Origin of the sequence: Methylobacterium sp. NPDC080182 (assembly GCF_050281105.1) — a bacterium.
In the GTDB taxonomy this organism is placed as follows: domain Bacteria; phylum Pseudomonadota; class Alphaproteobacteria; order Rhizobiales; family Beijerinckiaceae; genus Methylobacterium.
In genome coordinates, this window is the sequence record NZ_JBNNWO010000036.1 from 1 (window position 1) to 15733 (window position 15733).

The 15733-nt window shown below is 57.7% G+C and carries 13 protein-coding genes, 2 pseudogenes and 2 other annotated features; of the genes and pseudogenes, 9 read left to right on the forward strand and 6 right to left on the reverse strand.

Annotated features, from left to right (window positions below; all coding sequences use genetic code 11):
• Positions 1-93: 93 nt before the first annotated feature.
• From ACQKQD_RS32395 to ACQKQD_RS32410, 4 genes are all read left to right on the forward strand, one after another.
• Positions 94-1413, forward strand: a complete 1320-nt coding sequence (locus ACQKQD_RS32395; protein WP_427510749.1) for an AAA family ATPase — start codon at positions 94-96, stop codon at positions 1411-1413.
• Between the two features lie 23 nt (positions 1414-1436).
• Positions 1437-1757 carry a DUF6634 family protein gene (locus ACQKQD_RS32400; protein WP_427510750.1) on the forward strand — a complete coding sequence of 107 codons (321 nt, stop codon included), beginning with the start codon at positions 1437-1439 and terminating at the stop codon, positions 1755-1757.
• Between the two features lie 852 nt (positions 1758-2609).
• Positions 2610-4598: a recombinase family protein gene (locus ACQKQD_RS32405; protein WP_427510751.1), complete on the forward strand. Its 1989-nt coding sequence runs from the start codon at positions 2610-2612 to the stop codon at positions 4596-4598.
• Positions 4599-4679: 81 nt separating this feature from the next.
• Positions 4680-6839 carry a recombinase family protein gene (locus tag ACQKQD_RS32410; RefSeq protein ID WP_427510752.1) on the forward strand — a complete coding sequence of 720 codons (2160 nt, stop codon included), beginning with the start codon at positions 4680-4682 and terminating at the stop codon, positions 6837-6839.
• Positions 6840-6867: 28 nt separating this feature from the next.
• Here the strand turns inward: ACQKQD_RS32410 and ACQKQD_RS32415 are convergent, their stop codons facing one another.
• Positions 6868-7134, reverse strand: a complete 267-nt coding sequence (locus ACQKQD_RS32415) for a zinc ribbon domain-containing protein (RefSeq protein ID WP_427510753.1) — start codon at positions 7132-7134, stop codon at positions 6868-6870.
• Complete coding sequence (locus ACQKQD_RS32420) at positions 7104-7277, reverse strand: hypothetical protein (protein WP_427510754.1); 174 nt, start codon at positions 7275-7277, stop codon at positions 7104-7106. Before ACQKQD_RS32420 ends, ACQKQD_RS32415 begins: the two co-directional genes overlap by 31 nt.
• Before the next feature lie 134 nt (positions 7278-7411).
• Between ACQKQD_RS32420 and ACQKQD_RS32425 the strand changes: the two are divergent.
• Positions 7412-8638, forward strand: a pseudogene (locus ACQKQD_RS32425) (IS3 family transposase).
• Positions 7693-7809, forward strand: a sequence feature (AL1L pseudoknot). (Overlaps the previous pseudogene by 117 nt.)
• A 330-nt stretch (positions 8639-8968) precedes the next feature.
• Positions 8969-9086: a sequence feature (AL1L pseudoknot), on the reverse strand.
• Here ACQKQD_RS32425 and ACQKQD_RS32430 read toward each other — a convergent pair.
• Positions 8985-9367 (reverse strand): annotated as a pseudogene (locus tag ACQKQD_RS32430) (IS3 family transposase); the annotation flags it as partial. It overlaps the preceding feature by 102 nt.
• A 592-nt stretch (positions 9368-9959) precedes the next feature.
• Between ACQKQD_RS32430 and ACQKQD_RS32435 the strand changes: the two are divergent.
• Positions 9960-10739 (forward strand): hypothetical protein, encoded by a 780-nt coding sequence (locus tag ACQKQD_RS32435; RefSeq protein WP_427510755.1) that lies wholly within the window; start codon positions 9960-9962, stop codon positions 10737-10739.
• Here the strand turns inward: ACQKQD_RS32435 and ACQKQD_RS32440 are convergent.
• On the reverse strand, positions 10665-11270 hold the full coding sequence (locus tag ACQKQD_RS32440) for a hypothetical protein (protein WP_427510756.1): 606 nt from the start codon (positions 11268-11270) through the stop codon (positions 10665-10667). The two genes, ACQKQD_RS32435 and ACQKQD_RS32440, sit on opposite strands and share 75 nt — an antisense overlap.
• Positions 11271-11366: 96 nt before the next feature.
• Between ACQKQD_RS32440 and ACQKQD_RS32445 the strand changes: the two genes are divergently transcribed.
• Entirely contained in the window at positions 11367-11576 is a 210-nt protein-coding gene (locus tag ACQKQD_RS32445; RefSeq protein ID WP_427510757.1) for a hypothetical protein, read from the forward strand.
• A gap of 215 nt (positions 11577-11791) precedes the next feature.
• Here ACQKQD_RS32445 and ACQKQD_RS32450 read toward each other — a convergent pair whose 3' ends face one another.
• Positions 11792-12973 (reverse strand): hypothetical protein, encoded by a 1182-nt coding sequence (locus ACQKQD_RS32450; RefSeq protein WP_427510758.1) that lies wholly within the window; start codon positions 12971-12973, stop codon positions 11792-11794.
• 527 nt (positions 12974-13500) lie between these two features.
• On the opposite strand from ACQKQD_RS32450, the gene ACQKQD_RS32455 reads away from it, so the two are divergent.
• Positions 13501-14577 (forward strand): hypothetical protein, encoded by a 1077-nt coding sequence (locus ACQKQD_RS32455; RefSeq protein ID WP_427510759.1) that lies wholly within the window; start codon positions 13501-13503, stop codon positions 14575-14577.
• A gap of 564 nt (positions 14578-15141) precedes the next feature.
• Here the strand turns inward: ACQKQD_RS32455 and ACQKQD_RS32460 are convergent.
• Complete coding sequence (locus tag ACQKQD_RS32460; protein WP_427510760.1) at positions 15142-15339, reverse strand: hypothetical protein; 198 nt, start codon at positions 15337-15339, stop codon at positions 15142-15144.
• A gap of 34 nt (positions 15340-15373) precedes the next feature.
• Between ACQKQD_RS32460 and ACQKQD_RS32465 the strand changes: the two genes are divergently transcribed.
• Positions 15374-15604, forward strand: a complete 231-nt coding sequence (locus tag ACQKQD_RS32465; RefSeq protein ID WP_427510761.1) for a hypothetical protein — start codon at positions 15374-15376, stop codon at positions 15602-15604.
• Positions 15605-15733 lie beyond the last annotated feature (129 nt).

A 15733-nucleotide genomic window follows, 5' to 3' on the forward strand; every position in this document is an offset into this window, starting at 1 on the left:
GATGCGTGGCGGCGCCTCATCGACCAGCCCTGGCGCATCATGTCCATCGGACTGCGCGCTTGGGCTCATAGGTTCTGATCAATGAGAGTTGGTATGAGGTTCGTATTGGAGCGGAGAAGCACGCTGCCGCTGGCAAGCAAGACGCCGCGACTATCCGAGCTCCACGGCTACGGTGCTGCAGCCGAATGGGGACTTGCCGCAGCAGCCGATCTCAGAGGGTACATCCGCGGCCAGCCCTGGTCGTCCTGCGAGCAGGGGGCACTCGTCACCGGCGCGCCAGGCGTAGGCAAGACATTGCTCGCGGCAGCGATCGCGAGGGAGGCGGACGTCCCAATCGTGGCCGGATCGCTTGCCCAGTGGCAGGCCGAAGGCGAGGCACATCTCGGAACGACGCTCAAAGCCATGCGCGCCTTCTTCGAAAACGCGAAGAAAGTCGCGCCATGCGTCGCACTCGTAGACGAGCTCGATTCGTTCGGCGATAGGCGCAAGCTCGAACGCAACAACCATCACTACGGCGTCCAGGTCATCAACGGCTTCCTCGAATGCCTCGATGGCGACGGTGGCCGCGAGGGCGTGCTGCTGGTCGGCGCAACCAACAACCCGGGATGGATTGATCCTGCGATCCTGCGATCAGGCCGGTTTGACCGGCAGATCACGATCGAAGCTCCTTCGCTTTCAGACCTCGCTTCGATCCTACGACACCATTTGGCGCCGGATCTTCCGGGAATTGACCTGATTGAAGCTGCAAGGAGGGCGCTCGGCGGGACTGGTGCGGACTGCGCCGCGTGGGTCAGACGTGCCCGCGGTCGAGCGCGCCGCGCCGGTCGCGCATTGGAAGAAGCCGATCTCTTGCAGGAGATCGCAGGATCAGCCGACGAGCTTTCCGCCGAAGAGGAGTGGCGAACTGCCATCCACGAGGCAGGTCATGCGGTTGCGGGCTGGGTCCTTAGCCTTCCGATCGGCGATCTCGTGTTGTGCTCCCCTGGGCAGGGAGGCGACGGCTACATGGGGTTTCGGATGCCGAGCCTCGTGACGCGAGAAACAATGGGGAACGTTCTCGCTGTGCTCATGGCCGGACGCGCTGCTGAAATCATATTGTTCGATTCGCCATCGGCGGGCGCGGCAGTCGACTTGTCGCTGGCCTCGAGGTTCGCACGCGACATGCACGTTCGCTGGGGACTCGGCAGCACTCTTGCCGTGCACGATGCGATCGGAACCCCTCCCCTCGTAGATAACCGGATCGAGCAGGCTCTTCGCACCGCATCTGCGACGGCCCTCAAGTTGCTGATCTCAAGACGTCGCGATCTCACGCGTCTGGCCCAGGCCCTTCTCAAGCGCCGATCCTTAACGTGCCGAGAGATCGAGGACTTGCTTGGCCGGATCAGCCGGAACGAGTCGGACTTGCATCTCTAGGAAATATGCGAAAGGAGGAACGTATGTCGATACTAAATATCGGTCCCGGACCATTTCCACGTCTTGCTAAAGAGGCGGCTCGGTACCGACGGCTTGCCGAAGATCTAGAGCCCATTGCTAGAGGCATACATCCGGACGAAATGCTTTTAAAAGATTCTCCGATTCTTTACGGCTGGAAATTTTTCTTCCGGCCGGTACCACATCTTACAGGCATAGTACATGGCCATCCGATCTTATCGGACGGGCGAATGTGCTATACGAGTCAACTTATTACTTTGAATCCAGATAGGAACTACGCTCGTACTCTATCCAGATTTTATCGTCTTGGAATTCGAGAAGATTAAGAGTTATGCATATATACATAGTTTCGGTCGATGGATACATTGTCGTTTTAGATTTGGAACATCAGAATACCATATGGCTTTCATCAGTATTTATCTAGATGTTCTCGCAATTCTATCGGAAGACTTTTGGCTAGAGTATCGACGCCAATATGGCACCCTACCGCCAAAGCCCGAGTTATTTGTTTGCGTATTAATAGTTTGATGTCGCGGATCGTCGTCAATTAAGCATACAATATTTCCAACACGAAGCGAACATGTTTTTATTCGTGCTGGCTACTGAAGCCAGACCGTTGTGCTCGCCTACGCGACTAGAAGGGGTTCACATGGCTTCTGCTCCCGACAAAAACGCGTCGTCTCGGCGGCGGCGCACCCTGAGTGCTGCCGAGCGGAGCTTTGTCGTCGCTCTTGCGCGATGGAAGGCTCGGCTCGACTACGAGCGCTGGTGCAGTTTGCAACCCAGATGTCGCAACGAGATTGGCACAGGTAGCAGGGTTCGAACCCACGAACTGGAATCCAGTGACTATCAAGATCTCGCCTCCAAGCCGTTCGACGACGGCGGTCGCGTAAGCTCGAAACGCGATGAATGAGATTGCGAGAGTCAAGAAAAATGAGTTTTTTTGTAGCACTTGAACCGTGGTGAGCTATCAGGCATTTGAAATCCACGGGCCTATGGCCTAAATCCGAATCCCCATCTGATAAGGATCCAGCGATGTCCCTTAATCGTCGAGTGCGCCACAGCGAGCGAGTGCGTAGCACGCCTGCGACTACGCACCGTGTTTCACACTCACGATCGGAGCATTTCCAGCGCGGGATAAAGGCTGCCTGCGAGGGATCTCCTGAGGATCTTACGCCATGGACGACAACACAATCGACAGTCGCGACGATGCGCTTCTAGCGCCACTTATCGAACAGATCGGCGGGCATCCCGACGCACAAACAGTCGATATCGGATGTCTGAGAGCAGCTATCTACGCCCGGCGCTCGATCACCGATCCCGATGATGACAGCATCGGTATCCAGCTCCAGAAGGCTACCGAGCATTGCGATGCCATCGGAGCCTCGTGCGACTTAAAATGCCATGTGTTCATAGACCGGCATCGGTCCGGACGAACTATGGCCGGTCGAGAAGGACTCCGCAAACTTCTCGCTCTTGTTGCTGCGGGTTCAATTGATGTGATCGTCGCGAAAGGCGTCGACCGGGTCACCCGTAGTCACCGCGACGCCGTCCTTCTGGACGAGTTCTTCAAAAATCATCGCATAGCATTGCACATTGCCGGTCAGGGGCCCATCGACGACATGGCGTTGATCGTTGGCGGCTATCAAGCCCAGGTCGATCACGCCATGATAAGAGAGCGCTTGGAAGGCGGCCGGCGGGAAGCCGACCGGGCCGGCCTGCTCATCGCAAGTCACGAACGATATGGATACGAACGTATCGATGAGTGGCCATTTTTAAAGATCAACGAGGAACAGGCTGCCGTTATCCAGCGCGCCTTCGCCGAGATGGATGCGGGCGCTCTGCCTATGACGGTCATGCGCGGTCTGAACCGGGACGGGGTCGCCCCGCCTCAAGGCAAGCTGTGGGCCAATCCATTTCAGAAATTTTCGATACTCAGAAATCCGCTCCTGAAAGGCTTGTACAGACCTGCGAAGACTGATGGCTCGGATGATATATCAGTGCCTTCGTTGGAAATCATAGATCCGGACCTTTTCGACAGAGTCGTGGCCAAATACAAACCTGTGGCGCGGGAGAACAAGGGAACGAAGCCGGCACCGTTCGTAACACCTGAGATACGGTGTCGGTGCGGCGGTCTGATGAATCCACTTCGCAAACGCGCTTCCGACGTCGCCGTGTGCAGAACACGGAACTTCAGTGGCGGCTGCGATGCATCTTGGGAGATCCATACGTCCGAGATCGCACGGCGAGTCTTGCTGTTTGTTATCGACGAACTCCTAGCGCCGGACTGTTTAGCTGAATGGGATCGGATTAGGAATGACGGGTGGGAAGCACGGTGGGATGCGACCAAAGTAGAACGTGAGGCGATAACCGACGAAATACAAGCAATTGACCGGAGAATGGAGCAGGATCCGGATCTCGGTTTCGAAGCGAATTCTCTTTCGGCAATCGCGCAGCGCCACAAACTCGAAATGCGCCAAATCCAGCTTATTCAAGCCCTTGAGCCATTGAAGCTATCGATACAGGACATTACTCCGTCGCCGGAAACTGACGATGAACTGCGCGGAGCGATCATCGAGATGTTGCGCCAGCTACCGGATCTTCGATTCGGAACGATCAACCCAGCCATTATCGAACGACTGCGACAACTAGTTCCGGCAGTCATAGTCGATCTCGACGGTGCAGGACGGAGCTATGATCTGCACCTACTTGTCGGAATACCAGGCCTTTCCGAGTTGCCTCTTCAGCAGCGTCTTTCGGCTGATCCGCGATGGGTTAAACGTTCGTTTCCTCGTCCGGCCAAGTCGCCCCTCGCGTACCCGGAAGTTGTACTCGCCCATCACGCTCGAAGCGAGCGCGGGGACTTTCGACTGTCCGCTATCGATTGGACAGTAGTCAAGCACCTTTTCCTTCCGGAGATGTTGCCTGAAGAAGATGCCGCCCAAATTGCAGAGGGAATGTACTTTCTGGAAGTTACACGCATGCGGCCGGAAATGCTTCCAGAACGATATCACGCGGTAGCCGCCGCCATCACTAGGATTCACTCGACACCCCTACGCGCAAGATTTTTCAAAATCTTGCGAACAAAGGGGTCAAAGGAAATACGTGATATTCTAGGACGGGCACGGCGTGGTTCAATATCAAACTACGCGACTCCAATAATTTAAATATATAAACTCATTATCGATCAATGTGATTAGGGCCAACTATCCTAATCATCTCTGAGTGTTGTCGCCTTTGGTGCTGTTATGAAAACAAGATCTTGTGTCAAAAAATCTGAATATCTAAATTTTGCAACTAAAGACGATCTGCTTTTGATCGAGGATTATATGCGCGGAATTGCGCCTCCTCGCCCGAAACGCTTGATTGCAGACGTAGCTGTAATTTACGCGCGCTTTTCTACAAAATCTCAGAAAGAAAATACCATAGGCGTTCAAGAAGCGAAGTGCTTGGCCTATGCGAAAAAACATCATATTCAGCTCAGGAACGAGCAGTATCTGTTTGCTGATCGCGCCATTAGCGGTTACGAACTTGAAGAAAGGAAGGCCTTGCTCGAAATTAGAGAGCTGGCGCGTCAGGGCGCTATTTCGAAAATACTAATCCGTAGCTACGATCGTCTCTCTCGCCGCGCATCTCATCAGGCAATATTATTTGAAGAATTCACTGAACTCGGTGTCGAGATCCATATTACGGGAGACAATGGCTACGGGCATCTCGACGAGATCAAGAACTTGATCCTTGGCTTGTTTGCCATGAAAGAGCGTCAAAAGATACTTGCTGATACCAGCGACGCTATAAAAGCGGCCGCTCATGAGGGTCGGAGTGTCAGTCCAGCTCCGTACGGATATGGCCGCGGCCGGAGAAAAGGTGTCCTTGTTGTTGATAGAGATGAGGCTAGGGTTGTCCGGCTTATATTTTATCTTTTTGCGCGTGGCGTTGCCCCGATTAACATAGCTGGTATATTGAACAGGAATAAAATTCCCAGTCCGAGGGGTGGACTCTGGACCGGTACAGTCATCAGAGGGAATTTGTCGGAAGGTACTGGTATTCTGAGAAATCCGAAGTACATCGGCCTGAGCGTCTACGGCCGAGTCATGGTTGTGAAAACCTCCGGGCGTCGTATGTTAGTGGCTCGTGATCCACGCGAATGGATTACCGTCAGGGTCGACATATGGAGAATCGTTTCCAACCGACTTTGGCTTAGAGTGCAGCGGCGCCTGAAGGAAGTTTCAATTAAACGGCGTTCTGAAATTAATAGGGAGAGGTGCAGTACAAAATCGACTGACATTTTTCATAGTAGATATTATTGTTCTTGCGGCGCCAAGATGAATAGCGGATTCGGTTCCCGACTTTCTCCGTATCGGGCCCTACTCTGCACGAACGCCAATGCTGGTACATGTTCTGACGGATCCATCTCCGCAGGCCGTATCGACGCCGAGATATTGAGGGCGATCCGTGATGACGTCGTTTCATTCGAAGCGCTCGCTCTCTATGCGGAACAGTATACGATTGGGCTCGCCGAGGCCCGGCAGAGCATTATGAAAGAACGTAGCCTTCTTGAGGCTAGAATAGAAAAACTTCAAAGGCGTATTGATGGCTTGACGGACGCTATCGCAGAGGCTGGCCGCGCATTGAGCAAGGACGACTTCCGGAGTCGAGACAGATACGTCGAAGAGAGAAGCGATTGCGAGACAAAGTTGGCCTGTCTCACGATACCCGGGTCTGCCCCAGATTTATCCCTCAGTGATCTCGCGTCTCTGCGCAGAGAGATCGACGAGTTGTTGATCCGAATGCCCTTCGTTGCGCAGACAAAGGAAGATTGGTTGTTGATTTCAACGCTGCGTCGTCTCATACAACGTGTAGATATTCAAAAGAATTTGGACGGGGGATTTACTCTTCAAATTCAGGCGTCTGCAGCCGGGTTTTTGTCCGATGTCGATGAAGCTGAACTGGCTGAGCCCGATGCGATCCAGCATTTTGATCGCACCGAGCATGATGGATCCAGTACCTATGCCCCTGTAAGGACGATAGGTCGTACCTGTGTCGGAAAATCAAACGGCGGTGCTTCGAAGGCCGAGATTATGCAGCATTTGGCTTTTAAAGCACAAAGTAATATTTTCGGGTTGACGGATGAAGATTGGAGAATCGTCTACCCGTTAATCCCCAAATATGCTGACGCACGTCTGCTTCTGGATGCGGCGTTATTCGCCCTTAGGACCGGACAAGGCCTCATCTCATTGCCTGCCCCGTTCGCGAGAAGAGGGATCCATCAAGCCATCCGACGGATGGTGATCAGTGGGTTATGGTCGGTTGCTCTGGAGGCCTTGGAGACCGTTCAATCGCCCACGGTTGCCGGTTTGGATACGAGCCGGTTCACCTACTTGGTGGGAGGTAATGCCACTGCCTGACGGGTCGTTTACGTGATGTTTTCCCGTCTCAGAAGGCGAGGCTTCCGTGCCCGGCCGGGGACGGCGTCTCACACCCGAGACGAGCGATGTTTCGGGCAGCGCTCTGATCGCGGTCGTGTTCTGACCCACAATCGCTGCACGTCCACCGTTGATGCTGAGACCGGCCAGCCCCGTGGGTCCACTGAGGCACCGACGGGACGAGCAGGTCCGCGTCGTGTCGGCTTCGTTCACCTCGACGTAGGCTACCCCTGCGTGATCGCTTTTCTACCGGAGCATGCCGCGTAGCGTCGACCACCCGGCGTCGAGCACGGTCTTCGCCATCCGGGTCCTTGCCATCGCCGAGGCCGACACGTCGCCGATCGTGATCTTACGGGCGCGATCCACTCGCCGGTTGGCAATCTTGGCCTGGATCGTCCGAACCTGCCACTTGCGCCCCATGCGCTGCGCCTCGGCGAGTCTCTGTTCCAGGTCGCGGTAGACCCGCGCCTGTTCGAGCGCGGTATTGTCGGAGCATGTCGCGACTGAACCGCGCCGGGTTTCCCTGAGGCTCCAACTCCTGAGAGGATGGAGCCATGACGAAGCGCAGCACACCCTTTTCGCCTGAGGTCCGGGAACGCGCGGTGCGGATGGTGTTCGACCACCAGGGCGAGCACGGCTCGCAATATGGGGCGATCCGCTCGATCGCAGCCGAGATCGGCTGTTCGGGCGAGACGCTGCGGAACTGGGTACGTCAAACCGAGCGCGACCAGGGCCAGAGGGCCGGGCCAACGACGGACGAGCGCGAGCGGATTAAGGCGCTGGAGCGCGAGAACCGCGAACTCCGGCGGGCCAACGAAATCCTCAGGAAGGCGTCGGCCTATTTTGCGATGACGGAGCTCGACCGCCGGTCGCGGACATGATCGCCTTCATCGACGATCACCGGGAGGCCTACGGGGTCGAGCCGATCTGCTGCGTGTTGCCGAACGGCCCGTCCACCTATCACGCCCATGCCGCGCGGCATGCTGATCCCGGCAAGCTGCCGGCTCGGGCTCGCTCGGACGCGGCGCTGATCGTCGAGATCCGGCGCGTGTTCGAGGCGAACTTCCACGTCTACGGGGTGCGCAAGGTCTGGCGGCAACTCGGCCGGGAAGGGATCGCGGTTGCCCGCTGCACAGTCGCCCGGCTGATGCGGGTCATGGGGCTGCAGGGCGTCGTGAGAGGCAAGAAGGTCCGCACCACCGTCCCCGATCCCGCGGCGGCCTGTCCGCTCGACCGGGTGAACCGTCAGTTCAAAGCGCCGCGTCCGAACGCCCTGTGGGTCAGCGACTTCACCTACGTCGCGACCTGGGCCGGCTTCGTCTACGTGGCGTTCGTGATCGACGCCTATGCCCGGCGCATCGTCGGCTGGCAGGCGTCGAGGACCGCCCATGCCGCCTTCGTGCTCGATGCCCTGAAGCAGGCTCTGCACGAGCGCCGGCCCTTCCGGGGCGGTGAGCTCGTGCACCATAGCGACAGGCTCCCAATACCTCGCTCTGCGCTACACGAAACGGCTGGCGGAGGCGGGCATCGAGCCCTCGGTCGGAAGCGTCGGCGACAGCTATGACAATGCCCTGGCTGAGACGTTCAACGGCCTGTTCAAAGCCGAAGTCATCTATCGCCGTGGGCCGTTGCGATCCTTGGAGACCGTCGAGTTCGCCACCCTCGAATGGGTCGATTGGTTCATCACTTGCCGCGTGCTCGATCCGATCGGCAACATGCCTCCCGCCGAGGCCGAGGCGCGCTACTTTGCTCAAGCCGCGGTGCAAGCCTTGGCTGCCTGACCCAAACCAATTGGCCTCCGCGAAACCCGGCGCGGTTCATTCGGGGCATTCTCCTGCGGCTTCGGCTGCGATGCTTCCTCTGCCTCAAGGCGGCCTGTCAACGACGGACCTTTGACGAGAGCGTCGAGCCTGTCGACCGGTCCCATGCCAGACGCTCCGATCGCCTACGCGATCTTCAGCGACATCTCGGCCTCGTTCTCAGTCGCGCTCCCGCCGCTCGCTTGGCACGGCGCCTCGCCATGCCGGTGAGCGATGACACCCTCCTGCGCCTCGTGCGCGCGGCGCCCGTGCCAGATTGCCCTAATGCGATCACGTAGGGGCGGCCTACGTCGAGGTGAACGAAGCCAACACTGCAGATCGGCTCGACCTCGTAGGTCTCCCGGTGATCGTCGATGAAGGCAATCATGACCGAAACCGGCGGTCGAGCTCCGCCCGAGTAAAATACGCCCTCGCCTCTCACAGGATCTCGTTGGCTTGCCGCAGTTCGCGCACCGCCCGTTCCAGAGCCTTGATCCGTACGCGTTCGTCCGTGGTCGGCCCGGCCCGAACGCCTTTGTCGCGCTCGGCCTGTCGGACTCAGTTGCGCAGCGTCTCGCCCGAGCAACCGATCTTGGTCGCAATGGAGCGGATCGCGCCTGACTTACAAGTCGTGCTCATCCTGGTGTTCCAGCACCATCTGCACCGAACCCTCCCGACCTCAGGAGAAAACGGTGGGGTGCGCTTCGTCATGGCTCCATCCTCGCAAGAGTGGGGGCCTCCGGGAAACTCGGCGCGGTTCAAGGCGCGGACGACCGGTTTCCGAAGACGCGCGCGATGCTCCGCCCGGGATGTCCGGGTTCGCTCAAGCGGTCACGACGTCGAGCAAATGATTCGAATTAAATAATGATAGACCCGCAATATTATCTATCAATAACTTGTTATCATGGATAAACAACAATCTAACAGGTATAGATTCAAGCGATTTTGGTCTTTTGGATGGATGCAACGCGTATCTTTCTTCAAAATAGGTTTAAAGTCATAAGAACGTGTCATCCTGGCTGGCTTTTCAGTTTTATATGAGCGAGCTCTATCTGCCCTGGCTCGGTTGGTGATTGCAGAGGGCAATTGGGTGCGTAGACGCCCTGTTGATAGCTCTAAACCTCTCTTAAAAAACGTATTTTTGCCGTGCGATCTAACGTTACGCACATGGGGGATTTGCGAAAAGATGGGGACGAGTCTTTCGCTAAACCCCCCATTGACCTAACGCGCAGCGTATCGGAAACACGTTGTCTCGTCTAGGTATTTGGGCCTAGATAATACTTTGCGACGGTTGCGAGGGTTCATGCCGCTTCAGCTGACCATCAAGTCGGAACACACATTGATCGCAGGCCGGGATCTGATCGCAACCCAACGGATGGTGCCTCGCCTCCCAACGCCGATGGAGCTCGTAATCGCAAGTCCGGAGGACGTCGACGACTGGGAGCGTTTCCCGCGCGGCTTCGTCCACACTGTCGTGTTCGACGGTGGGGCGGGCGTGCGCTTCGGCATCCGGATCCGCACCCACAACGGCAGCCTGACGGTCGTCCAGGATTTCGACTGTCCGTACGAAGCCAGCAGGGCCGACTTTGGATGGCGCTGCGGCTTCATGCACGCGTTGCACAACGACGACGAGATACCTGATGACCTCGCGGCGGAGATCCGAAACGGACGCAGAAATGAACTCGAGCGAGGCTTGGATCTCAGAAAGCGGATGGAGGATGGCGACTACATACCGTTCGTTCCGGTCACAGACGCCATTTTCGACGGCCATGATTTCGGGCGTTGGCCTCACGGCTACTACTTTCCGGCTCCAGCAATGAACCGGGGGGATTCTGGAGGATATATGATTGCGCAGAACATCGCTGGTCGCATGTTCCCCGCCAATGATATCGTCTACGATAGTTTGAGCGAATGCAGCCTCGCGATCCTCGATAGGATGGCCGAGCGGGTCTACGTCTACGGCATCACCGTCATGCCTCGAGATCTGAACATCAAAACTGATCTGCGTCTATGGGAAGCAGTAGCCGATGTGATTGATCGGGAACCTGCGGCGCCTGCGTTGATCCGGAATCCCGCGCCTTAGCGTGGCGACAAGGCGCGCTTGACCAAAACCGAACTGGATCCGCTCGCGTTTGTCCCGGTGTCCAAAGCTGTCGAGAATACGGCCCGGTCCCATCAGGGCGTACGCCAAACCCATCTGGAATTCCGCCGCGAAGCCGTTCGCGATCAGCTCGGCAGCGAGGGTGTCGCGCCAGGCGGCCGGGTTTTTGAAGCCGAGATTGTACAGAACCTCACCGTTACACATTCTGAGGAGTTTCTGTGAGCGGGATTGTACGTATCCCCTGCCCTTCTTCAGCAGTAGCATGGCCTTTTCTAAATCCGCTAAAGCGTGTTGCGCAATATATGGCTCAAGCTCGTCTTGCATCAGTGTGGCTGCTTCTTCCGCAAGCGGTAAAATCGGACGGTCTTTTCTGAAGAAATCAGACATAAGAGTTTTGCGTCGTTCGGATGTGCTTCCGCAGAAGCGCTTGAATGGTCGCTCGACGGTAGCTACGACTACTGCTCGATGAAGAATGTGCCAAAGGTCGTCGGCGCCTAGAAGCTCACCGTTCATGCTTCGAGGCCGGTCCCATTCTGCTTCCATCCAAGTCCATGCGTCCGAATAAAGGAAGTATAAATTCTCAAGTTCATTGCAATTAAGAAATAGAACATGATTGAGATCCTCATGTTCAAACGCAAGGTGTTGACGGTGTCTCATGTGCCCGTATTCAAAAGCTTGCCGATGTATTATCAGGTCGGTAAATTTGCAGTAGACGTGACGTCCGCCTGCTCGGAGCCGTTCCTCGCCGTCAAGCAGGCAATAAGCATTGTATACGCCGCCTTTGATGTGACCTCCATCCTGAGCCTGCTTGCGAGCTAATCGTGCCATCCTGTTGGCACCCCCACTCCCAGTTTTAACCGGCGCTCCGGTGAGTTGATCGTTCGGTGGGCCCACGAAGCGAATCCACCTCCCCAGGGACGGGCCGAGGAGTTGCGAATAGAGGCGCTGGTCCTCCGCTCCTTCGCAGTAGATGCGTATGATCGGGTCCGGCGGAACTGCACTCCGCGAGCCCCAGTGGTAATCATGGAGATCAATCATCGCTTTAGAACGCCGATGGCAAAGGTACCGCCGGCGGCCAAGCCAGCCCTCTCGGCACTCAGGCAAATCGCCTTGGCGACGGCAAGGGACTGTACGGACGCGACAAACGTCGCTCCAGGCCGTGATCGGACAAGGCGCACTAAGGTTTCCCCGAAAGCATCCCGCTCGTGAGGCCCTACGGAGAGATCGAGGCCGTGCGCGAGCAGGATCGTGTCGCGGGTCGCGCGAAGTGATGTCGCCAGAGCGACGGTCAAGGCCTTTCTCTCGAATTCTTCGAGCCCGGTCGATCCCGGGTGCGCGGCTTCGCCACCGTACCATTCCCAGTATGGATGATCCGGTTCGCGACTGGTGAGCAGGCGGATCTCCCGCCTGACGATCGCGTCGAAGCCTTCGCGAGACGAGGGATGCCAGCCGCTCTCGCGCAAATCGGACAGCATGATGCCCAGATCGGTCGTGAAACGGTGCGCCGGCCGGTACCCGGGGAAATGTCCCGGCCTCCGGGGCTCGAACAAGCAGGCGCCAGGCATTGGGAGCGGACAGCCCGCCACCGAGTGTCGAATCGGACCGAAGCCAACGCGTGGTCCCGTTTCTGTTCCTTCGGCAGCGCGGAAGGCCGTCAGCAGCTTCGCCCCGAGTTCGTCTACTATCTCGTCATGTGCGTTGCCGATCGGGAAGAAGCCGATCCGAGCCCATTCCTTCGCGGCCCAGGCCTTTCCGTCCGAAAGGAGCGGAGCCCAATCCACAGGAGGCTGTCGACTGCCGTACCATAGCGTAAGCATCACCTCTCTGGGCACCCCATCGAGGATGAGATCGACGAGAAGGTCCATTTGGACCGTCGCGTCCGGCGTCACCCATTCTCCGTCGCGGAGCGCGAGTGGGCCGCTGGGTCGAGACGAAAGCAAATCGAATAGCCCGTATATGCTGCCGAGCATGGTCGGAGCGTCCGCCACGCCTGCTCCGAGCAGCAGGTAGATCCGCGGATGGGGCCTGCTCCTGGAGTAGTCGTCCGGTGGTCGCCATTCAGATTTTCCGGGTAGCGAATCCGGTGTGGCGTAGGACGGATTGTCGGTGTGAGCGCCGACGAAATTCACGATAGCCGGACGGGTGCCACGAAAGGGCCCTATGCCCTGGAAGGCGAGTTGCACCGGACGGACGCGGGCGACGCCGATCTTCGTCATGCGTGGTCGACCAAGCTCGAGAGGTGGAATTCTTTCGGCGGCTCGTTGCCGTCGGCGTCGATCCTTCGTGCGGGTGGTCGCCATCCTCCTCCTCTGCTTCGCACGATCTGTTTCCTTGAGAGCGTCCTTTGAGTCCCGACGGGATAACCGACTGCGCGTAAGTGGTCGGTGAAGAACGATGCAAGGCCGACACGCGCCTCGATCGCGGCGAAGCAGCTTTGGTCGCATAGACATGTCTGCGCCTACGGTTGCGGCTTAGACCGCGATGTCTCCGCAGCGCAGATCATTCGGGATCGGGCATTCGGGCTGAGACACGGCCTTCGGTTACCAAGGGAGCGGGTTGCCGCGTAGCTCGACCGGGAAGCCCTCTCCTTTCAGGCGGGGAATTGACACCAGCCGTGTCAGCCTGCTGCGTCGACCAGTGCGGCGATGGTCATGGCGCAAGATTGACCCTTGTGCCGGCTCCGTGGACGGGTAGTCCTTCCCCGACCGCAGGATAGGCCGCCGTTTTGTCCGGAGGGTTTTGGTTGAGCATCAAGCAATACAACCGGGCCCGCCAAGTCGACCTCGGCCGTCGCATCATGGGGCGCCACAAGGTCTATCTCGATGCCTGCTTCTGGATCGTGCTGCGAGACACCGAGCTGGGTGTGCGTACGGGCGCGCCGGAACGCAAACTGCTGCATTTTCTTATGCGTGGCGTACGCGCCGGCAAATTAATCTGCCCGATCAGCGCGAGCATGTTCTTGGAACTCATAAAACAGCCGTTTACGGCGACACGTCGGCGGGCGACTGCCCAGATGATTGACGAACTGAGTCTTGGGGTGACAGTGGTCAATCCGGAGGTTCTTCGGCGAACTGAGATCCACCGCTTCCTGCTTAAGGCCAAGGGAGAGACGAGACTCTTCTCGATGCAGGAACTGATCTGGACCAAAGTTGCCTATGTGCTGGGTGAACATTACCCGGAAATCCCAGGACTCAATCCGGAAGCGCAGCTGGAACTCCAACGGAAGTTGTACGATCATTTGTGGGAGCAGCCGTTGGCCGCTATCGTGGACGCGATAGGAGATACCGGCTCACAGGGCGACGGGTTTCGCCGCTTGAGCTCGGAGACGAATGACCAGAACCAGAAACATCGAGACGAGCTGAAAAGCTTCGAGGGAACCTACGACATCGAACTCCGGGGAGCTATCGAACTGGCGGCCGAAGCCGTGGCGGACGTGCTCGCCGAGATGGCGAGCAAGGAGGCCGGGCGACCACTCCAAGGGACTCCCGAAGATCGCGCGGCCGTGGTCAAGGTCGGACAAAATTTGCTTTACCAAGCGATGAAGAAGCCCGAACATCGAAGCGAGCTTCGCTCCCTGCATGTCGAGGCGGCGATCCATGCCAGCATGCGCTGGGACAAGGAGCGCAAGTTCAAGCCTAACGACTATTTCGACTTCCAGCATGCTGCCGTTGCGTTGAGCTATTGCGATACATTCCTCGCCGAGGTGCCGCTGCACGTACTGGTGACGCGGCCACAAGTAAGCTTAGAGCGGGTCAACGATTGCGAGGTGATCTCGGGGATCGGCAAGGCGGCCGATTATATTCGCAAGTTGGTTTCCTGAAAGAAATGTAGCGCACGCCGTTCGCGACTGGCCAAGTTCCAAGGTCGAGCAAGACTTTGTGCACGAGGGCACTCCGATGTGGCGGCCATGCTCATCGCGCGCGGCCTGCCCATGCCGGCGCCGTTCTTCCGGCGAGCCGCTTCATATCACTTTTCGGTTCAGATTGCCCGGCCTTATGCCCCGGATCCGTGATGATGGCCAATGATCTTAGGGCACAAGATGATGAGCCTCCCTGAGGACCCTTCGCGCACCATTCTTGGTTCCTCGACTTCTGCGCCTGCGAACGCTCTGCTTGAACGATGGTGCGAAGTGCGGGAATGGCTGCCATCTGCAGGTCCGCCCCGACATGAAGAATATCCCAGGGCCTTTGTCGAACCCCGCTTCGATCTCGCACTGACGGGTCTGCCAAGTTCGGGGCTGGAGGCGCCTTGGGCGGTTGGGCGACGGCGATGCCGATCGTGAACCACGACGGTCACCACGCGGGGCGCCGATGTCCTCCATCAGAGGAGAGGACGAGTTTCGTGCGTTCGGTGTCGGTATCGAAGGCATCCTGAATTTTGCTGGTCAAGACCGGAGCCGGATCGCTTCGGTGATTCCGGCGAGCGCGCGGATGAGCTGCGGAATCAACGGCAGCTGAAGGAACGACGAGCGACGATTCTTCGGTGAATCGATAATTTCCACACGGAACTGACCGTTCGTGCCTTCCTGGAAGGAATGAATCAAAGGAATGGCGTTGCCCCGCTCACCCGAATCGGCCCACATGGGTCGTCACGTGGGCAGAATCGGGTGCTTTCCGATGACCGCAGAGGAACGGTTGGCAGAACTCACCGCCGGCGACCGTCGCCGGCAGGCTCGGCGTCGCGATGCTCTTCGGCAAAAGGGCATGGTGCAGCAGAGCGTCTGGCTGTCGGCCCAAACTCGGGATCTCATCGACCAAGCGATCGAGGAGGGACGGTTCAAGAATCGTTCTGAAGCGGTCGATTGGGCGCTCGCCTCTTCCTTCGCGAAGGAGAAAACGATGTCGTAACGGCGAAGCGAAAAGGCCCCGAAGCCGGCAAGCTTCGAGGCCTTTCTGGATCCACATAGCCGTCCGGAGGAAGGCTGCGGAGCGATTCGCACCTCTCTTGTATCCTCCTCCAAATGGCCGGTCAATGAC